This window comes from Thermobifida sp. (assembly GCF_017577275.1).
Taxonomy (GTDB): domain Bacteria; phylum Actinomycetota; class Actinomycetes; order Streptosporangiales; family Streptosporangiaceae; genus Thermobifida; species Thermobifida fusca.
Genome location: NZ_PITY01000012.1, coordinates 1 through 20,667, shown reverse-complemented (window position 1 = coordinate 20,667; position 20,667 = coordinate 1). Strand labels below are relative to the sequence as shown.

Sequence of the window (20,667 nt, the reverse complement as noted above, 5' to 3'; positions counted from 1 at the left end):
GGCTGAAGTTCGGCTCTCAGAAGTCGAGGGCTCGGCGGCCTTCGAAGGCCCGGCCCAGGGTGACCTCGTCCGCATACTCGAGGTCGCCTCCCACGGGCAGGCCACTGGCGAGCCGGGTGACCTTCAGCCCCATGGGTTTCAGAAGGCGTGCCAGATAGGTGGCGGTCGCCTCACCCTCCAGGTTCGGGTCCGTGGCGAGAATCACCTCGGTGACCCGGCCTTCGGAGAGGCGCGCCATCAGCTCTTTCACACGCAGATCGTCGGGGCCCACGCCCTCGATCGGGCTGATTGCACCACCGAGCACGTGGTAGCGGCCGCGGAACTCCCGCGTCCGCTCGATAGCCACGACATCCTTCGGCTCTTCAACGACACAGATCACCGTGTCGTCCCGACGCGGGTCACGGCAGATCCGGCACTGGGTCTCCTCGGCAATGTTGCCGCACACGGCACAGAACCGGACCCGCTCCTTGACCGCGACAAGCGCGTTGACCAGACGGTGAACGTCAGCGGTCTCCGCGGCGAGCAGGTGGAAGGCAATACGCTGCGCGCTTTTCGGACCGACGCCAGGCAGCCGCCCAAGCTCGTCGATCAGATTCTGAACCGCGCCTTCGTACATTGCCTGCCTACTCGTGACGTGGATACTGCTACCACCGTAGTGGACACACGGAACCGGTGAGGACCCTACCCCACCGGACCCGCGACCCCGGCTGACCGGTCACAGACCGGGAAGCCCAGGAAAACCACCGCCCAACCCTTGGGCGAGCGGACCCATCTTCTGCTGCTGGATCTCTTCCACCATACGCTCACCGTCGCGGATCGCTGCCAGCACCAGGTCCGCAATCGTCTGCGCGGTCTCCGCAGCGTCATCAGGGTCCACCGCTTTCGGGTCGATGGACACGTCCTCCACCTGTCCGCGCCCGTTCATGGTGACACTGACCAGACCGCCACCGGAAGAGCCCGTCACCTTGGTCTCATCCAACTCCTGCTGGGCCGCCATGAGCTGCTGCTGCATCTGCTGGGCCTGCTGCAGGATCGCCTGCATGTCCAATCCGCCACCAGGATTCACTGTTCTGCTCCTTGGTCTGGGTTGTCCGTGCCTGCGAGCCTAGCCGCTCTCCCGCCCCCCAAAACCACGGATGCGACACCCCCAGCGGGTTTACCCACCCCCAAGAGGGATAGCCAGCAATAGTCACGGCAAAAAACCCTGCTCCACGCCGTAAGGCATCCGACGACAGGCGGAAGACACCATGACGAGCAACAGTTGTGCCCCGTCCTCCCGCCCGTACACCCCCACGCATCACAAGGATGCGCACCCAGCAACACCGTTCGACACGCCCGAGCGACCGGAGTTGCGACCATGACCACAACCACAATCCCGCCCATCAGCGAGTACGCGATGCTGTCCGACTGCCGCACCGCCGCACTCGTCGCCCCCGACAGCACCATTGAATGGCTGTGCGCGCCCCGTTTCGACAGCCCCAGCGTCTTCGCCCGCCTCCTCGACCGGCACCACGGCGCCGCCTGGGAGTGGACCGTGCCCGAAGCCACCACAGTCCACCGGGACTACCTCGCGGAAACCCTGGTGCTGCGCACCCGCTGGCACACCCCGAACGGAACCGCGGTAGGCCACGACTTCCTCGCCGTGGTCCCCCGCCACGCCTCCGGAATCGCACCCGCCGGAATCCTCGTGCGGCTCCTGCACTGCGAGCGCGGCACCGTGCGCCTCCAATCCCGGATCACGGCACGCCCCGACTACAGCACCCGCGACGCCCACTGGACCAGCCGAAGCCACGCGCTCATCGACGAGCACAGCGGCCTCCTCCTCTCCGGCCCCGCAGAAACCATCCCCGACCGGTCAGGAGCCGTCGTCACCGACATGGTGCTGCGCGCCGGAGAATCCGTGGCACTCGGCCTCGACTACACGGGCGACATGCTGCGCCGCGTCGACGCCACCACCGCCCACCACCTCCTCACCCAGACCACGCACACCTGGCAGGCGTGGGCATCCCGCTCCGACTACCAGGGCGTCGCAGCCGACTGGGTGCGGCACAGCGCAGTCGTCCTCAAAGGACTCATAAGCGACGACAGCGGCGCCCTCATCACCGCCCCCACCACGTCGCTCTCCGAATGGCCGGGAGGAGCCCGCAACTGGGACTACCGCTACGCGTGGCGCCGCGACACAGCCCGGACCATCCGCGCCCTGCTCCGCCTCGGCCACCACAACGACGCAGGCCAACTGCTGCGATTCCTCCTCGACTACTGCGCAGAAAAAGAAAACCGGGTGCCGCCCGTCACCCGCATCGACAACACCCCGCTCCCCAACGAAACCACGCTGACCCACCTCAGCGGCTACCACGACTCCCGGCCCGTGCGCATCCACAGCGACGCCTACCGGCAGCACCAGCTCGACGTCTACGGACACATCCTGGAAGCAGCCTTCGCCTACCACGAGGCCACCGGACACACCTCCCTAACCGACCTCAACGAACTCCGCAAAGTAGTGGAGATCGCAGGCCGGCTGTGGCGCCACCCCGATGCCGGAGTGTGGGGGATCAACACCAGTCCCCGGCACTGGACCGAATCGAAACTGTACGCGTGGGTGTGCTTCGACCGGGCCCTCCGCCTCTTCCAACAGACCGGCACCGTCCCCGCTGACACCCTCGACCAGTGGCAGGCAGAACGCGACGCGATCCGCACCGACGTGATCGCGAAAGGCTGCCACGCCGGGCTCGGCAGGTTCGTGCAAACCTACGGGGCCGCCAACGTCGACGGCTCCCTGCTGCACATTCCCCTCGTCGACTTCCTCCCCGGCACCGACCCCCGCGTCGTCGCCACCATCGACCGGATCGACGCCGAACTAGGCGAAGCCGGCTTCCTCGTGCACCGCTACGACGCCTCCACCACCCGCGACGACGTGCCCGACACCGGGGAAGGCGCGTTCCTCCCCTGCTCGTTCGACATGGTTTCCGCGCTCGTCCTCGCCAACCGGGTCGACGAAGCCCACCACCGCTTCACCACCCTGTGCGCCCACGCCGGAGCACTCCGCCTGTTTGCGGAAGAAATGACCGCAGACGGCACCATGCTCGGCAACTATCCGCACGCGTTCACCCACCTGGCGCTGATCGAAGCAGCACTCCACTTGGACGAAGCCCAACGGGAACGCGCCCACCGCGTGGAGGCCCGCCGCCCCGCCTAGCCACGCACCACGCCGGGACGGCAGGCCCCCACACCACACCGGGATCAGTAGGTGATCGACTCCGGTCCCAGCAGGCTCTTCACCTCACCCGAAAACTCCGGGCTGACCCGTACCGGATAGTCGTCGATCGCGAAAATCCGCGATCGCCGCGGGTTGTCCACCCGGATCCGCACCGGCGTGTCCCCCCGGTGGCTGCGCAGCGTCTGCTTCAGCTCGCTGATCAACTCCCGGGTGACCCTCTTCTCCGGAATAGTCAACAGAACCGGCGGCTCCCCCTCAGACACATGGGAAATGTCCAAAATCGACATCTCGGACACGAAGAGGGAGAAGGTGCCGTCCCGGTCGTTGAGCCGCCCCTTGATCGACACCGCGGTGTCCTCCACCAAAGCGTCCACATACAGCGGATACACCTTGGGGAAGAACAAAGCCTCAATAGAAGCGTCCAAATCCTCGACCGTGGCGATCGCCCACTGGTTGCCCGCCTTGTTGATGCGCTTCTCCACCTTGGAGATCAAGCCCGCAATCCGCACCTCGTCGTTGTTGCGGCGCTCCCCGTTCACCACGTCCAGCAGCGGGGCGTCACTAGCCCGCGCCAGAATCCGCTCGGCCCCCGCCAAAGGATGGCTGGACACGTACAAGCCGAGCATCTCCCGCTCAAACGCGAGCTTGGTCTTCCGGTCCCACTCCTCACCCGTCCAGTTGATGGAGAAGCCCAGCGGCGCGCTCTCCCCGCCGTCCTCCTCGTCACCCCCGCCGAACAGGTCGAACTGGCCGTGCGCCTCCTGCTTCTTCGAACTGAGCACCGCATCCACCGCGGCCTCGTGGTGCCGGTACAAGTCCAGGCGAGAGTGGCCGAGCGAGTCGAACGCCCCCGCCTTGATCAGCGACTCGATGACCCGCTTGTTGCAGACCGTCAGCTCAATCTTCGACAGGAAGTCCACAAACGACGTGAACTTCCCCTTCTCCTCACGGGTCTTGAGGATCGACTCCACCACGTTGGCGCCCACGTTGCGGACCGCGCCCAACCCGAAACGGATGTCGTTGCCGACCGGGGTGAACTGCAGACCCGACTCGTTGACGTCCGGCGGCAGCACCCGGATGCCCATCTTCCGGCACTCCGCCAGATAGACAGCCATCTTGTCCTTGTCGTCCGCCACCGACGTGAGCAGAGCCGCCATGTAGGACGCCGGGTGATTCGCCTTCAAATAGGCGGTCCAATAAGAAATCATCCCGTACCCGGCCGTGTGCGACTTGTTGAACGCGTAGCCGGAGAAGGGAAGCATCACGTCCCACAAGGCCTGCATGGCCTCCTTGGAGAAGCCCCGGGACAGCATGCCTTCGGAGAACTTGGTGTACTCCTTCTCCAGGGCCTCCTTCTTCTTCTTCCCCATCGCGCGGCGCAACAAGTCCGCGCCGCCCAGCGTGTACCCGGCGAGCTGCTGGGCGATCGCCATCACCTGCTCCTGGTAGACGATCAGGTGGAAAGACTCGGCGAGGATCGGGTCCAACGCCTCCTTCAGCTCCGGGTGGATCGGAGTGATCTCCTGGCGCCCGTTCGACCGGTCCGCATAGTCGTTGTGCGCGTTCGCCGCCATCGGACCCGGCCGGTACAGGGCGAGCACAGCGGCAATGTCACCGAACTTCTTCGGCTCCATCCGCTTGAGCAGCGCCCGCATCGGACCACCGTCAAGCTGGAACACACCGAGCGTGTCCCCGCGCGACAGCAGCTCATACGTCTTCTTGTTGTCCAACGGCAGGGCGGACAGGTTGATCTCCTTGCCCTCGTTGGCCTTGATGTTCTGGATCGCGTCGTCGATGACCGTCAGGTTCCGCAACCCCAGGAAGTCCATCTTCAACAGGCCCATCTCCTCGCACTGGGGATAGGGGAAGCCTGTGATGATGGCCCCGTCCGTCTCCCGCTTGTGCAGCGGGATCACATCGAGCAGCGGCTCAGCGGAGAGGATCACACCCGCCGCGTGCACACCCGTGCCCCGGGTCAGCCCTTCCAGACCGCTTGCAGTCTCATACACCTTGCGGACGTCCGGGTTGGATTCGATGAGCTGCCGCAGCTCAGCCGCCTCGTTGTAGCGGGGGTGGCTTTCGTCGAAGACCGCGGACAGCGGAATCTCTTTACCACCCACCGCCGGCGGGAACGCCTTCGTGATCTTGTCACCGAGCGCGTACGGGTAGCCGAGGATCCGCGTCGCGTCCTTGATCGCAGCCTTCGCCTTAATCGTGCCGAACGTGAGGATCTGCGCGACCCGGTCCTCCCCGTAGCGTTCCGTCACGTAGCGGATCATGTCGCCGCGCTTACGTTCGTCGAAGTCCAAGTCGATGTCAGGCATCGACACACGCTCGGGGTTGAGGAACCGTTCAAATAGCAGCGAGTGCTCCAACGGGTCCAAGTCGGTGATCCCGAGCACGTAGGCCACCATCGACCCGGTCGCCGAACCACGCCCCGGCCCCAGCGCGATCCCCGAACGCCGCGCGTACTGGCAGATGTCCGCCACCACCAGGAAGTAGGCGGGGAACCCCATCCGCTCGATGATGCTCAACTCGTGTTCGATACGTTCCCGCACTTCCCGGCTCGGCCCGTTGGGGTACCGGTTCGGGATGCAGCGTTCAATCTCCTTGCGCAGCCAGCTCGCCTGCGTCTCCCCTTCCGGCACCGGGAACTTCGGCATCAAGTCCCGGGGGCGGAACACGTCGTCGTATGCGCCGTCCTCCACCTGCTCGGCGATCCACAGCGTGTTGCGGCACCCCTCCAACCATTCGTCGAACGTGTTGAGGGACCGCATCTCTTCTGCGCTTTTGAGGTAGTAGCCGGTGCCGTTGAACCGGAAACGCGTAGGGTCGTCGAGGTTCTTGCCCACACCCACGGCCAGCAGCGCGTCATGCGCGGCCGCCTGGTCCTCGGTCACATAGTGGGAGTCGTTGGTGACCACGGGCCGCAGGCCGAGCTTCTTCGCCACAGTCAACAAGCCGGAGCGGACTTCCCGCTCAATATCCAGACCGTGGTCCATCAACTCCACGAACACGGAGTCGCGACCGAAAATATCCCGGAGCTTGCCCGCGTATTCGATAGCCTCCCGCTCCTGGCCGAGCCGCAGCCGGGTCTGCACCCCACCCGACGGGCACCCGGTGGTGACCATGATGCCCTCGCTGTACTGGGCCATCAGCTCCAAGTCCATGCGCGGTTTGGTGTAGTAGCCCTCGAAAGACGCGAGCGACGACAACCGGAACAGGTTGCGCAGCCCTTTCGCGTTCCGCGCCCACATGGTCAAGTGCAGGTAGCGGCCGCCGCCAGAAACGTCCTTGCCACCCTCAGCAGCCTCGTCGCCGGTCTTTCCCGTCCCCCAGAACACACGCTGCTTGTGGAAGCGGGACTCGGGCGCCACATACGCCTCGATCCCGATGATCGGCTTGACCCCCGACTCCTTGGAGGTCTGCCAGAACTCGTAAGACCCGAACATGTTTCCGTGGTCCGTCATCGCCACGGCAGGCATGCCCAACCGGGCAGCTTCCTCGAACAGCGGCTTGAGCTTGGCGGCACCGTCCAGCATCGAATACTCGGTGTGGACGTGAAGGTGGACGAAGGGATCGTTCGTCACGACGCGACTACTCCCAAAGGCGACTAAAGAGAAGAGACGGCTGTGGCACCTGAGCCTACGACTCTTCCCTGCCCTGTGCTGAGCTCTTTACGAACAGATGTGCACCCAGATGCGCTGCGCGGGCCGGGGGAAACGCTGCGTGCTCGACTATCGGATGCCACGCCGAACCCGGTGTTTCCTGCAGTGGCTAGGAGAGCACATCCCGAAGCCTTCGCCAACCCAGGGGTGCCCCATCCCCAAACGCCCTTGTGCGCCTCGCTGTCCCCGGTGCCAACGGGCACAGCGGGGCGCAGGGGATGGTCAGCGCCGCTTCGCGTCCCCGGCGTTGCGGATCGCGTCGATGAGCAGCCACACCGTGGTGGAGGGGTTCGGTCCCTTGTGACAGGTCTCCGTGTGTTTGGGAGCGGCACGCAACGCCCGGGCTTTCGCCTTGGGATGGGCTGCGTAGGGAAAGTTCACCGGAAGGCGTTTGTTGTACCCGGAGAGGTACTTCGGCAGTTTCTCCTTGAGGAGCACGGTGCGGTGCACCCCACTGGTCAGCTCTTGGAAGTGGTAGAGCAGCCACAACTCGAAACAGGGGTTGGAGACGACGACCTTGACCTCTTCGCGTCTGCCGAGGGCTAACGCCTGCTCCAACCGGGTGTGCTCGTCGACGTCGACAAGGCACTACACCTCGTCAAAGGCGAGGTTCGCGTCTTTGGTCCGCCGAGCATTGACCCGCGCCTCATGGAACCGGTCAATAGCCTCCTGGACGACCTGGAGCGGATCCCTGCCCAAGCCGACCGCTTCCACCTCTACGGGAAGCGCCCCAAAAAAGGAAGTGATTCCTTTCAGATAGTCGACTTCGGTGCGTTCCCCCTCACACACAACGAGGATACGCGAGCGGGCTTTACGCGTATTGACTTTCCGGCGGAGGTCCCGTTTCAGCCGACGCGGACGGTTCACCGGCGGCCCCGTGAAGTTCGGCGAAGAGCGACCGGATCTCTTGGAAATTCACGTGGGGCACAGCGCCGTATCTGCCTTGAAGGTAGCCCCGTTCCGGATTCTCGTCGCCCCGCGGATGGAATTCGACGAGGGAGTAGAGGGAGGTCGCCCCGTGGGCATCCTTCTCGGTGAACCATACTTCGTCCCGTTCGAGAAGTTTGTTTTCCAGCATGGTACCGAGAAGAGTGGTGTCATGTGAGGCAAACACCATTTGTGCACCCTTGGGATTGATGACCGGATCTTTGAACATCCGGATGAGAGTGGACGAGAGGACCGGGTGCAGGCTGGAGTCGATCTCGTCGACGAGGAAGACGTCCCCTTCCTCAAGCACGCGCAGCACAAATCCCACGAGACCAAACCACGAACGCGTCCCATCGCTCTCCTCGTCGATAGGAAGCGGTCGAGGTTTTCCCGATAATCGTGGATGAACAGCGGGCGCTGCTCTATTCGCTTGCGGAATTCTTCTTCAGGGATATCGGGGAGTCTCTCCCTGATGAAAGAGATGAATTCTTTCTCGAAGCCGTCGATTTCTCTTTTGGAAAGGACGATGTCTGTGATGCCCAGGTCAGCGACTCGTACGAGCCGGCTGACGTACTCTGCCCCTTTGCTCCCGGGGTCCTCGATCAGAGACTGGGTGAAGCGGAACCTGACGCCTTCATCGAAGGAATTCTGCGTAGCGAAACGGATGTGAGTCCCGATCCAGTGGTGGATGGAAGAAAGATAGGGGTGGTTGTTCGACGCCGCGCACGACAGGTAGAGGGAATTAGGGCGGGTAAGTTTCTCAATACGGCGCAATTCCCCTTTGAGGGATTTGCCGAACTTGTAGTCCTGTGGTCCTTCCCGCTCGAAAAGCCGCTTGGGGCGCCCGTGCGGGAACACGAAAAGCCACTCTCCCACGACTTCGCGGTCGGTGACTTCGAACCCATAGGAGTGCCGTACACCCTCAAAAACGAAGTCGATCTCGTAGAACGAAGGCTCTTCGTGAGAGGTGTCGTCCAACCGGAACGGCTTCCTTGGCACCCCGGCATCAGGCTGCCAGTGGATGTGCGAGTACTTGACCGCTGCGCTCATCCACCGCAAGGCATCCAGCACATTAGATTTTCCCGAGGCGTTGGCCCGTAGATCCCTGCAACGTGGACCGTGGGCGGGATCTCGTGAGCCTTCGGCTTCGCCTCCCCCCGTTTGGGGACCGCGACGAGAGACAGTTCCTGCTCCTCGCGGATCGACCGGTGGTTGGCCACTCTGAAACGCAGCAACATCGAGGGCCTCCCCAACAGAGGTATGACGAAGAGGGAGCGGAGCGTGATGGACCTATCGTATGCCGCTCCAAGCCTTGCCAGGAAGGTTTTCTCCGTAACAAGGGTTCAAACGGCACTACTGAATATCGGTCCAGGACCTGCGCGAAGAAACTATGTGCTCCCGCTCAGTCGGTGTGGTCGATTTCTTCGATGAGCTTGCCGCCCAGTTCCTTCTCAATCAGCGCGGCACCGGTGAGCGAGCTCTCATCCAGGTCATTGTCGGCTGTGTCCTCCGGATTGGTTTCCTCGGCCTCCCCCGCAGGGGACACGTCCACCGGTGAGGCAGGAGGAGCTGGGGCAGGTTCAGCAGCCGAGGGCGGCTCCGGTTCTGGTTCAGGTACCGGAGCCGGCTCCTGCGTGGAGGCAGGCGTCGACGGGGGGACAGCGGCCGGGGCGTCCCAACCGGTTTCCGCTGCCGCCCGAGCGTCCCGCGGTTCGCCAGGCGGCTGGGCAGTAGAAGGCTGGACCGGCTGAGGTGGGGTGGACTGGGCAACCGGCTGCGGCGGACGAGACATCGGAGCCTGCGGGGGCGCCTGCCGCACATTGCCGGGATGCCCCGTCTTTGCTTCCACGGCCACTTCGAGACCGAACACGCGGTGCACGGCCTCAGCAATGTCCCGGGCCCGCCCGCCCGTGACAAAGCTGCGCATCAGTCCTTCAGTCTCAAAGAACAGGGTGAGGGTGCGCCCCTGCAGCAGAGTGGCGTGCACCCCGTCGCGGACGATGGCGTGCGCGGCCCGCTTCCGATTACTCGCCAAATACTCCACGATGTGCGGCCACCGGTCATCAAACGACCCCTCCCCTGCTGGGCCAGGGGCCGCGGGTTGGGGAGCAGCCGGTGCGGGCTGGCTGGGCCGTCGGGGAGCGCCCCAGTCGTCTGCAGCAGCCGGAGCCGGATGGGGGCGTGCCGAGGGCGCGGGCGGCTGCGGTGGCCTCGGCTCAGCCGTGCTAGGCCGGGGCGCAGCCGCAGGGGTGGACGGCGGCGCTGCAGCAGGCGTGCCCGCTGCGGGGGGAGACACCGCGGGAGCGGCCGGAGCAGCCGCTATACCGTTGCGCTCCAACCGTTCCAACCGGGCTGCCAACGCCAGCTCGTCCCCAGGGTCGACTCCGGGGAGCAGAATCCGAGAGCACATCAACTCCAGCAGCAGCCGCGGCGACGTCGTCCCCCGCATCTCGGTGAGACCCTTGTTGAGGATCTCCGCGGCACGCGTCAACTGGGCCGCACCGAGACGGCTCGCCTGCTCCCGCATCTGCTCCACCGCATCGGGCGGCACGTTGATCAGACCCTTGTCCAACGCGTCCGGCACCGCGTTGAGTACCACCAGGTCGCGGACCCGCTCCAACAAGTCGGCGGCGAACCGGCGCGGATCATGCCCGCCCTCGACCACCCGGTCGATCAGCTCGAACACGGCTGCGCCGTCGCCTGCGCCCAGCGCGTCCACCATCTCCCCCAGCAGGCTGGAGTCGGTGTAGCCGAGCAGCTGCACCGCGGCCTCCCGGGTGATGCCCCGCTCGTCAGAACCCGCGAGAAGCTGGTCGAGGATGGACAGTGTGTCCCGCGCAGACCCCCCACCGGCGCGGATCACCAGCGGCAGCGCCGCGGGGTCGTAGGGCACCTTCTCCTCGTTGAGGATCTCCTCGATGAGCTCCCGCAGCGTGTTCGGCGGAATCAGCCGGAACGGGTAGTGGTGGGTGCGTGACCGGATCGTGCCGATCACTTTCTCCGGCTCGGTCGTGGCGAACACGAACTTCAAATGCGGCGGCGGTTCCTCGACGAGTTTGAGTAGCGCGTTGAACCCTTCCCGGGTCACCATGTGCGCCTCGTCGATGATGTAGACCTTGTACCGCGAGTTCACCGGCGCAAAGAACGCGCGCTCCCGCAGGTCACGGGCGTCGTCGACACCACCGTGGGAGGCGGCGTCGATCTCGATGACGTCGATACTGCCGCCGCCGTCGGGGGCCAGCGCTACGCACGAGTCGCACTCCCCGCACGGGTCAGGCGTGGGACCTTTCGCACAGTTCAGCGACCGAGCCAAAATCCGCGCGCTGGAGGTCTTCCCGCAGCCGCGTGGACCGCTGAACAGGTAGGCGTGGTTCACCCGCCCGTTCCGCAACGCCTGACGCAGGGGTTCAGTGACATGCTCTTGGCCGCGTACTTCAGCGAAGGTCGCGGGACGGTATTTGCGGTACAGGGCGATGCTCACGGCGCGCTCACTGCTCCCTCCGCGGACCAGCGCTGTGGGGTCACAGGCTCCTCGGTGGTATCTCCAACCACCTATTCAACCCGGTTCCGGTGACAGTCCGGGCTGTTCCGCGTGATCGGTGGCTCAAACGCGAAGGACCCCCCGCGCACCCGTCAGAGCCTACTTATCCTTGCTGCCTTCCGGCCCTGGGGAGGTTCGTAGGATGACGCCGCACGAGGGGCCTGACCCAGAGTCTATAGGCCCCCTCCCGGTTTCGCGAACCGGGTCTTGCACCCGCGCCGATCAGCGGTTTCGCGCAGGAGCGGGATATCAGTTCGGCATAGTGCCCGTTTCCATGTAGAGTGGTCCGCGGAGGATTCGCCTAGTGGCCTAGGGCGCACGCTTGGAAAGCGTGTTGGGGGCAACCCCTCAAGGGTTCGAATCCCTTATCCTCCGCTTCGCCTGAGAGGCAGGACGGGGTCCGGAGTTCTTAACTCCGGACCCCGTCGTCGTCTAGGACGAGTTCACTCTTCCATCCGGCCTGTTCCAAAGCAGTCCAGGCCCCGCCACGGCGGTCTTCCCAGGCCTGCAACCAGCGTCGCTCTCCGGCGTTGTCCGCAGTGGGCAGCATCCGGTGTCCGCCCATGTAGGCGTGCATGCCGCTGCTTTCCCTCTTTGGGGCAGGTCTGATCCTGATGCAGTGGTCCATGCAGCAGCTGCCCCAGCTGCCTGACGCGGCGGGGTCGTCGTTCGAGAGGCTGAAAACGCTACGCGACCGCGGCGTGGTGTCCCGAAAGAGTCCAGCCTGGCCTGGCCGTGACAGAGGAGGACCGCTGCAGTGGGAGGACACCCGAGATCCTCGCGGTAGCTGCGGAATATCCACAGGCTGTGGATTCCTCATCGTGCCTCCGCGGGAAACCACCAGGACACCTCCACGCTCAGCGGGAAGCTTCTCGAGGTTGGCCGCGGCAGTAGCCGCCTCGGTGGTCGGAAATCGGAATGCCAGATCATTCCGCGACAGTGTCCGAAATTACGTAATACCCGCGCCCTCTCTGAAAGAAGACCAAGGACTCCCCTGCACACCAGGGGATTCAAAGTGCGGTACTAGGACAACAGAAAGTGATTCCACGCCAACCATTAATCTCCCGAGCTACTGTCCTTTTTATTTCCTCGCCTGCGAACGGCAATAGTGTCTGCGGCGCGCGGACATGCTCGACCGAGACGCTGTCCACCAGTGCCCCTTACCGCCCACCCTGGCGCACGAAAGGTACTGAGAGCGCCTTGAACCTGACAGAGAGCCCAGAAAGGCATACTGACTGCGGCAAGAACTCCACAACAGTCAAGCGCTAGAGATCCCGCCTACCTTTCACCCTCGCCACACTCCTTTGACCAGGGAAAACGAATCAGCACGGGCGGGATCGACGCGGCGGAGACACCCGGGAGCCACCACCGAACACAAGAACAGACTCCCGCAGACCTCATATCCACCGTCGATCATTCCCAGCAAGGGACAGGGGATTCCTGTACATACACTCCTCGGTGTCTGATCCCTTTCGGCATCAATTTTGGGTATTTCTGGCTATTCGAGGGATGGAAGCGCCCAATCAGCTCTAAGTTGGGACTGTCAGTGGCCGGCGGAGGACTTGGCTGGATGAATCCAAGAAAAAATCTCGTCGTCATCGGTCTGACCGGGGTGCAGCGGTCCATCACTGAAGTGCACAGCACCGCCGATCCGGCGAACGTCAGCCGCATCATGGCGCAATCGGCTGCCAGAGTGGCACGCCAATTCAACCCAGAGGAGCTGCTGCCCGCGGCAGCGGACCCGGAGGGCATGCCGAACCGGATCGCGGCACTGCCGGCGGCAGGGAGAGGACAGGGCCGAGTCCGCTCCGCAGTGCAGGCAGTACGCGAAACCTGGAAATCCTGGATGGCTTGCGTGTCCGGCCGCGTTATCAAAGTCCCTGGCATCCCGGGAGTCTCCCGGAGTATGGCCGGACTTGAGGTCAGCGACTACGCGCAACAGTGGGAAGCCACACACGTGGCGCTTCCCGAACCCACCCTGCAGCGCGCGTTCGCCTGGGTGACCTCCACGATCGCGCTAGGCCACCTCACCTGCAAAACCATGCCCTCGGCCGCACACCCCTGCCCGCCATCCCCGGCGTATCCGCTGATGCGATCGCGCTCGACCCCGCGTGGAACGACTCCCTTGTCACTGTCGCCAAGGACATGCTCACCCCCACACCAAGCCCTACGACGCGACCGCCGACCCCCGGGCTAACCGTGGCATCCCTCCACATGCCGAATACCACCAGCCCGTTCCAGCGCACTTCCTGACAGTGTCTGTGGGGTGGTTCAACGCCGCGGTCGTCGGCGACAGCGAGCAGGCAACCGCGTAGGCCGCCCAGTAGCTAGCCGAGGCCGTGATTGAACTCGGGAGCGGCGTCAAAGTCAGCTCCGGATACGGATATATCAACGCTGAGGAGGAAAAATGACCGTCCACATCGCCCCCGTCGGGCTGAGTATCATTGGCAACCTCGCAAAAATCGAAAAATTGAAGTTTGTTGAAGAACCGGCCGGGCCAAATCCGATCGAACAGGATTTTCCGTGGACTGAACTGATCAAGCAGGTGCAGGCCTCTGGCTACCTCGAATCCATCTACCCCGGAAAAAAGCCAAAAGATGTCATGGAGGCTATGTTCGAAACGGGATCCGCAGCGGATTCTCCGGAACGGGATGAGCTCCAGGAGATCGCTGACAGGATCAACGTCGGAGAGTGGATCCGCTACCGGGGCGTGTCAGCAGAATTGGACACCCTACGCCAAGCAGCCATTGAGATTTCTTCCGCAAAGAAGAAGGAAGAGTTCCTCCCTTCTAGAAAAGACACGGTATTTCTCCTTGCCACCGACACGGATAAAGGTATCGCAGCTGCCTGGTGGAACGCAATCGCACTGGCAAACGGCGACATCCGTCGAATTCGCTATCTGTCTGATCTCGACGAAAACGCCCGATTGGACAAGACGGCAATCGGATGCATCCACATTCTTCGAATTCCCGGATTGGATGCCTTCAACTCCGACCAGGCGTTTCGGGAACCCATGAAGATTATGGGACGTCTGGGCCGCTTGCTTGTTGCTCCTCCCGAATCTATGTTGGAAAAAGTGAAGCGGATCATCCAACCTCGAGAAGAAATCCGCTTCTACCTCTCCGGAGGATATAAAGCCACTATTCCCTATCTTGTCGCTCTAGCCGAATGGGTGCGCAGTCTGGGTGAGGATGTATCGGCATGGATCATGCACGAAACATCTCGAAAGCCTTTCCAGCTTCCGCTTCGACGGCTCGAGGTCCGTCAGGTTCGCCATGAACTCAAACCGTTCTACAAGGATGGAAAAACAAAAAATCTAGAAACCAATTTTTTTGAGGGATATGCCTATGAAATAAGAGGGAAGGAATATCGCCTGACTGCGTTCGGTCAGGGTATGTGCGAGCTGTTTGGTATTCCGACAGAGTCTGTGCCGCAATGATTGCGAATTCTACCTGGCAAGACAGGGTACATGGCGCCTTCTTCGAGCGGGAGCGTTCCGCTCTCGGTGACGTGTTCCAGAGGGCCCGGATCAATGGAAACAGAGACAGGGATGCTCGGCTCCTTCAACAGGCCAAGGAGCTGATTAGGGAATACGAACTAGTATCGCACCTGCGTATCCACAACACGAGCTCTGACCGGTCACCGGATACGATAGAAGACCGCCTCCGTACTATCACCGGGCTGCTGGCTGAAAATCGCGCCTTGCTCTTGGCTGCCTTGTACTCACCACTTGCCCTCGTTGCTGCGGCGAATGAGCAGTATGGCGAATGGGGAGCACATAAGCAGTGGATCGCCTGGTGCTGGACCGTGGAAGCGGTGTGGCGATGCATAGCCCGTTTGGACGAGATCAAACCCAAAGGGTTCATCGACACTGAACTGGACATCCTGCTCCCCGTCGCCGCGCGGCAGCGCTGTATAGCGTTCCTCGAGGTCTACCGGTCCCGGGATGATTCAGAGGAGCAGATAGCTACTGCTGCTCCTTATGTGTTCGGTGCCACCCCTGGAAGCGATACAGAACACCTGTTCACTACACGCAGCATCGAGGCGCGGCGTATCTGGGTGGAGTGTCTCGACCACTACGAATCCCATACAGTACTCAGCCATGCGGACTCTTCTGAGCTAGAGCAGGAGATCACAGCGCTACTATTCGATAGCGGTCGTTGTGGTCCTCTACTGGGCGTGTCCACCGATCGTTTGAATGCACTGGGTAACGATCACAAACACAAGAAAAAAGAGAGAAAATGCCGAACGCTGAAGCAGGACGACAAGCGCATTATGTCCAACCTTGCTGAACGTCACCTCCTGCCGCGTTTCCGGCTCTGGGATACGTTACGCGTAGCCATGGCGATCACTCAGGAGCGTAGGTGCAGAGTGGGCATAGCCTTCTGTACCAGTGTGTCGGCCCTTGCCACATTGTTGCTGGTGATCGTCGCGCTGTTCCGGCCTAAGTTGATAGGTTGTCCCACTCTTACTTGGGCCGCGGTAGTAGCTGGGGGCTGCTGTCTGCTGGGGATAGCCGGCATTATTGTGCACGGCCGTGTATGGGCGCTGCCGTTGCTGCTGCGGATGCCCGCCGCCGCAGCAATCGGCCTGTTCATGCTCACCGCTATGCACCCTTCGTGGTGGCATGCCGCATTCGGTGACGCTCTTCCCGACATCTCCTCAGGGTCCCAACCTGTGTCACCCCCGCTGGGCCCGCTCTGGGCCACGGTCCTGCTGAGCGCTGCCGCCTACGCCTACCTGTTAACCACCGCCCGCAACAACGGAATCGACTGGCGGAGCGCCTTAGGCCGCTCTTTCATGGTTTTACTGGTCGGCGCCCTGCACGCCCTCATAGTTTCCCTGCTGGGTTTGGCCTGGGTGGTTCCCGTCTTCAGCGAGAACGGCGCAGAACTCGCCCAAGGCTGGGCCGCCCACAGCCGTGCAGGCGTCATCACTCTCGTTCAGGCGACCGCCTGGTGTCTGGCAGCAGGCGTGTTCTCCCAAATCCTGTGGGACGACCGTCCCATCACCGCACCGCTCACCCACACTCGCTGGCGTAAGGACATGTAGCTCAAGGGTGTGGAATGCGCGGTTCCGGAAGCCATTGAACTGGATTTGGACCCGGCGCTGCTGTGGAGTTTCGCCTATCGCAAAGGTTTGGGGTGGAGACGCCGTACATGCGCTGGCAATAGCTCGGGAGGCGAGCAACAGGTGGGTGGTGCGCGCCGATATCGAGGACTACTTTGAGAGGATTCTGCGCTGACTCGTGGTGACCCGAGTACGTGAGCTAGTTCCTGACGTTGAACTGTGCCTGCTGGTGCCGAAGTTCGTCACCCGACGAGCAGTAGGCCTGGCCGCGCACCGGGCCCATGAAGCGAGGTCGACGCTTATACCAGGGCAGTGCTCTGTCGCCAGTGCTCACCAACCTGTTTTGACCGAGCCATGATGGAACGTGGCCATCAGGGGCTGCATATGTCGATGACATCCTCCCTGTGAGGGGGCACCGGGTAGAAGGGAGGGCATGGACGCTCATGAGTGGGACCAGCGCTACCGGGAGCAGGAACTGGTGTGGGGTGTGGAGCCCAACCGGTTCGTTGTCGAGGTCGTCGCTGATTTACCTCCGGGACGGGCCTTGGATGTGGCTGCGGGCGAGGGCCGTAACGCGGTGTGGCTTGCAGAGCAGGGTTGGCAGGTGACGGCCAGCGACTTTTCCGCGGTTGCTGTGGAACGGGGGAAGAAGCTCGCCCGGGAACGTGGTGTGGAAGTGGAGTGGCTGTGCGCCGATGCCCGCAACCCCGCGCCTCGGCGTGAAGGCTACGACTTGGTGCTTCTCAGCTATCTCCAACTGCCTCCCGGCGATTGGCGGCGCGCGCTCACCGAGGCGGTGCGGGCCGTGGCTCCGAGGGGTCGGCTGGTGAGTGTGGGCCACGCTTTGGAGAATCTCACGCGCGGCGTGGGCGGGCCGCAGGATCCGAAGGTTTTGCACATCCCTGAGGACATCGCCATGGCGGTGGCTGAGATCGCTGCTGGGGAAGGGTTCGCGGTCCAGGTGGAGCGCGCCGGATATGTGACCCGTGAGGTCGCTACGGAGGAGGGGCCGCGGACCGCGGTCGACTCTCTCGTCGTGGTGCACCGCTCTGCCTGACGGGAACAGACACACCGAACTGAACTGTCTTGAGGTGTGCTCTCCTCAGTAGAGAGGGGCCTGTCGAGGACTCGGGCACCAGAGTGTTTCCCTGCCAGTTCCGAGGGCCGGGACAGAAAACCGGGCTGACAGAGTGCCGGACTGGGGAGGAGCAGGCACGGGGTTATTCCGTGGCGATGGGCCAGATACGGATAGTGCCGTCTTCGCTTGCGCTGGCTAGCGTGGTGCCTTCCGGGTGGAAGGCTACGGAGTGGACGGGCTCGGTGTGCCCTTCCAGGGTTGTGTGTTCTTCCTGGGCGGCGACATCCCACAGGCGGATGGTGCGGTCGTCGCTGCCGCTGGTGAGGAGGGCGCCGTCGGGGCTGAACGCGACAGCACGCACCCAGTCGGTGTGGCCTTCGAAGGTGTGCAGTGCTTCGCCGCTGGCTACGTCCCACAGGTGGACGGTGCTGTCGCTGCCGTGGACGAGCATGCTCCCGTCGGGGCTGAACGCGAGGGAGACGACATTCTCGGCGGGTGCTTGCAGCACGTCGCGTTCTTTTCCGGTGGCGACATCCCACAGGCGGATGGTGCCGTCTCTGCTGCCGCTGGCCACCATCGAGCCGTCGGGGCTGAACGCGACAGCGTAGACGTAGTCGGTGTGCCCTTTGAGGACGGCGTGTTCTGTCCCGGTGGCGACGTTCCACAGCCGGGCGGTGCCGTCTCTGCTACCGCTGGCCACCATCGAGCCGTCGGGGCTGAACGCGATGTCCAGCACGTAGTGGGTGTGTCCTTCGAAAACGGCTCGTTCTTCTGCGGCGGCCACGTCCCACAGCCGCACGGTGGCGTCGTCGCTGCCGCTGGCGAGGAGGGCGCCGTCGGGGCTGAACGCGACGGCACGCACCCAGTCGGTGTGGCCTTCCAGGGTGTGGAGTTCGTCGCCGCTTGCCACGTCCCACACGTGGATGAGTTTGTCGCCGCTGCCGCTGGCGAGGAGGGATCCGCCGGGGCTGAATGCGACGGCAACCGCTTCCCGGTCGGTGGTGAGGATGCGAGGCTCGTTGAGTTCGTGCGGGTCAGCGGACTCTGAGGGGGCGGTGCTGCTGTCGGGGCGCAGCGGGGTCTCGGGGAGTGTCCACTGCCAGACGAGGAAGGACACGACGAGGCCGGCCGTGGCGACTGCGGTGAGGATGCCGGCCACGGGTTTCTTCGTGATGAGTTGTTTCCACCGGGGTGGCTGGACCCGGGGCGGGGACCAGGGGGGTTGGGGCGCTGCCGGGCGGGGATTTTTCGGTTTTATCGCCCCTCTGGCGGGTTCGCGGGGGCGGGGCGGGGTGGGTGCAGGGCGTTCCGGTTCGTGGATGACCTGGATGGGGTTTTCTTCCAGTTCCGGCGGCTCCGGTTCCGGAAGGGTCCGACTGGGTTTCTCCGCAGAGGGTTCGTCGGCGTCGTCCCCGGGGTCGGGCAGCGGTTCGGACGGCCGCGGGGGGCCGTGGGAGGGGGGTGGCGGTTCGATGGCGAGCGACGGGTTGGGGGAGGTGGTTGCCCCGAGTGGGAGCATTGAGCCGATCAGGTCGCTCAAGTGGGGCGGGGGCCAGTCGTCGCCGGTGTGGTCGGTGCTGAGCTGGGCGAGGAGTTCGGCCGTGGTGGGCCGCAAGTCAGGGTTCTGCTCCCAGCATGCGTAGACGAGTTCCCGCAGGTCGTCGGGGAGTTCGGGGAGTTCGGGAGGCGGTCCGGAGATGCGCGCGATGATTTCGCCGATGGAGTCGGCCATGAACGGGGACCGTCCGGTGGCGGCGAAGGCGAGCACGGTGCCGAGGGAGAACACGTCGCTGGCGGGCCCGACTTGGCTGCCGTCGGTTTGTTCGGGGGACATGTAGGCGAGGGTGCCGATGACGGCGCCGCTTTGGGTCATGACGCTGCTGTCGAGGGGGCGGGCGACGCCGAAGTCGATGACACGGGGGCCGTCGGCGGCGAGGACGATGTTGCTGGGTTTGAAGTCGCGGTGGACGAGGCCGCACGCGTGGATGGCGGCGAGGCCTTCGACGAGTCCGGCAGCGAGGGTGCGCAGGTTGTTTCCGTAGAGGGGGCCGCGTTCGGTGACGGCTTTCCGCAGGGAGGGGCCGGGGATGTAGGCGGTGGCCATCCACGGCGGGTCGGCGGTGGGGTCGGCGTCGATGACTTGGGCGGTGTGGAAGCCGCCGACGCGGCGGGCAGCTTCGACTTCACGCGCGAAACGAATGCGGTATTCGTCGTCGTTGGCGTATTCGGGCAGGATGACTTTGACCACTACCGGTCGCCCTCCAGGGGAGCGGGCGAGGAATACCTGCCCCATTCCTCCCGCGCCTAGTCGGCTGACGAGCCGGTAGGGACCGATCCGCCCGGGGTCGCCGGGCTGCAACGGCTCTATCAATTCCCTCCTCGCCGTAACCGCGCTGACCGCCACGATCGTGCCCACACAGCATTATGTCAAGAACCTTTCTTCCCCACGATGGCGGTGAATTTCTTTCACCTCATCGTGATATGTCCCTTTGTGTCGGGTGGGTGGGGGTGTCGTCGGGGAATCGGGACAGCGCAAACCACATGCGCATTCGCTGTTCCGGGTCGGACAGGTCGATGCCGAGGTCGCGTTCGATGCGGCTGATGCGGTAGCGGACGCTGTTGCGGTGGGCGCCGAGGTCGGCGGCGGTCCGGTCCCAGCTGCCGTGGTGGGCGAGCCAGGCGCGGAGGGTGGTGCGCAGGGTGCGGGAGGTGCTGTCGTTTCCGGCGAGCGGGCCGAGGAGGGTGCGGGCTGCGGCGCGGGCTTCGTCGGTTTCGAGGAGGGTTTCGAGGGGGTCGGGCTGGGTTTCGGGCAGGAGGGGGCGGCCGGTGGCGTGGGCGCGGATGAGAAGCATCGCGGCTTCTTGGTCGGCGTCGGCGAGTGCGCTGCCGGGCACGGGGCGGCTGAGTGCGGCGAGCCATCCGGCGGCGTGCAGGTTGTCGAGGAGTTCCAGGTGGGCGTGGTGGGTGCCTTGGTCGGCGAGGATGGCGCGCACGGGGGTGCTGGTGTCGTCGACGAGGCGGGGGGCGGAGCACGGGGGGGGGGGGGGGGGGTGGGGGTTGGGGGGGGGGCGCGGGGGGGGGGGGGGGCGGGGGGGGGGCGGGGGTTGCTCACACTTTGCGCGGGCCGCCGACAGACGGTTGCGGTGGTCTGTGTGCGTCTGGCGTT

General features: G+C 64.1%; 12 protein-coding genes, 1 tRNA gene, 1 other RNA gene and 2 pseudogenes. 5 read left to right on the top strand and 11 right to left on the bottom strand.

Annotated elements, in window-relative coordinates; genetic code table 11:
- Positions 1 to 16 precede the first annotated feature (16 nt).
- Positions 17 to 616: a recombination mediator RecR gene (gene recR, locus CW348_RS01275; RefSeq protein ID WP_011290491.1), complete on the bottom strand. Its 600-nt coding sequence runs from the start codon at positions 614 to 616 to the stop codon at positions 17 to 19.
- A gap of 99 nt (positions 617 to 715) precedes the next feature.
- Entirely contained in the window at positions 716 to 1,042 is a 327-nt protein-coding gene (locus CW348_RS01270; protein ID WP_016187973.1) for a YbaB/EbfC family nucleoid-associated protein, read from the bottom strand.
- Between the two features lie 315 nt (positions 1,043 to 1,357).
- On the opposite strand from CW348_RS01270, the gene CW348_RS01265 reads away from it, so the two are divergent.
- Entirely contained in the window at positions 1,358 to 3,196 is a 1,839-nt protein-coding gene (locus tag CW348_RS01265) for a glycoside hydrolase family 15 protein (RefSeq protein WP_104612765.1), read from the top strand.
- A 44-nt stretch (positions 3,197 to 3,240) separates the two neighbouring features.
- On the opposite strand, the gene dnaE is transcribed toward CW348_RS01265, so the two are convergent.
- From dnaE to ffs, 6 genes and pseudogenes are all read right to left on the bottom strand, one after another.
- Positions 3,241 to 6,807: a DNA polymerase III subunit alpha gene (dnaE, locus tag CW348_RS01260; RefSeq protein WP_011290494.1), complete on the bottom strand. Its 3,567-nt coding sequence runs from the start codon at positions 6,805 to 6,807 to the stop codon at positions 3,241 to 3,243.
- A 300-nt stretch (positions 6,808 to 7,107) separates the two neighbouring features.
- Positions 7,108 to 7,674, bottom strand: a pseudogene (locus tag CW348_RS15905) (RloB family protein).
- Positions 7,675 to 7,696: 22 nt separating this feature from the next.
- Complete coding sequence (locus CW348_RS01245) at positions 7,697 to 8,140, bottom strand: ATP/GTP-binding protein (protein ID WP_258076929.1); 444 nt, start codon at positions 8,138 to 8,140, stop codon at positions 7,697 to 7,699.
- A gap of 362 nt (positions 8,141 to 8,502) precedes the next feature.
- Positions 8,503 to 8,862, bottom strand: a pseudogene (locus tag CW348_RS01240) (AAA family ATPase); the annotation flags it as partial.
- Between the two features lie 352 nt (positions 8,863 to 9,214).
- Positions 9,215 to 11,293: a DNA polymerase III subunit gamma and tau gene (locus tag CW348_RS01235; protein WP_104613099.1), complete on the bottom strand. Its 2,079-nt coding sequence runs from the start codon at positions 11,291 to 11,293 to the stop codon at positions 9,215 to 9,217.
- Positions 11,294 to 11,422: 129 nt separating this feature from the next.
- Positions 11,423 to 11,518: signal recognition particle sRNA small type (gene ffs / locus CW348_RS01230), an RNA gene on the bottom strand.
- Between the two features lie 125 nt (positions 11,519 to 11,643).
- On the opposite strand from ffs, the gene CW348_RS01225 reads away from it, so the two are divergent.
- Positions 11,644 to 11,728, top strand: a tRNA-Ser gene (locus CW348_RS01225).
- Positions 11,729 to 11,762: 34 nt separating this feature from the next.
- Here the strand turns inward: CW348_RS01225 and CW348_RS01220 are convergent.
- Positions 11,763 to 11,930, bottom strand: coding sequence for a hypothetical protein (locus tag CW348_RS01220; protein ID WP_155983522.1), 168 nt, complete (start codon positions 11,928 to 11,930; stop codon positions 11,763 to 11,765).
- Positions 11,931 to 13,760: 1,830 nt separating this feature from the next.
- Here CW348_RS01220 and CW348_RS01215 point away from each other — a divergent pair.
- From CW348_RS01215 to CW348_RS01205, 3 genes are all read left to right on the top strand, one after another.
- Positions 13,761 to 14,792 carry a hypothetical protein gene (locus CW348_RS01215; RefSeq protein ID WP_104613098.1) on the top strand — a complete coding sequence of 344 codons (1,032 nt, stop codon included), beginning with the start codon at positions 13,761 to 13,763 and terminating at the stop codon, positions 14,790 to 14,792.
- Entirely contained in the window at positions 14,789 to 16,405 is a 1,617-nt protein-coding gene (locus CW348_RS01210) for a hypothetical protein (protein ID WP_011290501.1), read from the top strand. The genes CW348_RS01215 and CW348_RS01210 overlap by 4 nt, the downstream gene beginning before the upstream one ends.
- 451 nt (positions 16,406 to 16,856) lie before the next feature.
- Positions 16,857 to 17,480, top strand: a complete 624-nt coding sequence (locus tag CW348_RS01205) for a class I SAM-dependent methyltransferase (RefSeq protein ID WP_011290502.1) — start codon at positions 16,857 to 16,859, stop codon at positions 17,478 to 17,480.
- 163 nt (positions 17,481 to 17,643) lie between these two features.
- On the opposite strand, the gene CW348_RS01200 is transcribed toward CW348_RS01205, so the two are convergent.
- Together CW348_RS01200 and CW348_RS01195 are read right to left on the bottom strand one after the other, a co-directional pair.
- Entirely contained in the window at positions 17,644 to 19,872 is a 2,229-nt protein-coding gene (locus CW348_RS01200) for a WD40 repeat domain-containing serine/threonine protein kinase (protein WP_104613097.1), read from the bottom strand.
- 100 nt (positions 19,873 to 19,972) lie between these two features.
- Entirely contained in the window at positions 19,973 to 20,494 is a 522-nt protein-coding gene (locus CW348_RS01195) for a PucR family transcriptional regulator (protein ID WP_394355882.1), read from the bottom strand.
- Positions 20,495 to 20,667: the final 173 nt, after the last annotated feature.

Coding starts and splice junctions, on each gene's coding strand:
- CW348_RS01265 (WP_104612765.1), top strand. CDS start 1,358: ATGACCACAACCACAATCCCGCCCATCAGCGAGTACGCGATGCTGTCC.
- CW348_RS01205 (WP_011290502.1), top strand. CDS start 16,857: ATGGACGCTCATGAGTGGGACCAGCGCTACCGGGAGCAGGAACTGGTG.
- recR (WP_011290491.1), bottom strand. CDS start 616: ATGTACGAAGGCGCGGTTCAGAATCTGATCGACGAGCTTGGGCGGCTG.
- CW348_RS01220 (WP_155983522.1), bottom strand. CDS start 11,930: ATGCACGCCTACATGGGCGGACACCGGATGCTGCCCACTGCGGACAAC.
- CW348_RS01270 (WP_016187973.1), bottom strand. CDS start 1,042: ATGCAGGCGATCCTGCAGCAGGCCCAGCAGATGCAGCAGCAGCTCATG.
- CW348_RS01215 (WP_104613098.1), top strand. CDS start 13,761: ATGACCGTCCACATCGCCCCCGTCGGGCTGAGTATCATTGGCAACCTC.
- CW348_RS01210 (WP_011290501.1), top strand. CDS start 14,789: ATGATTGCGAATTCTACCTGGCAAGACAGGGTACATGGCGCCTTCTTC.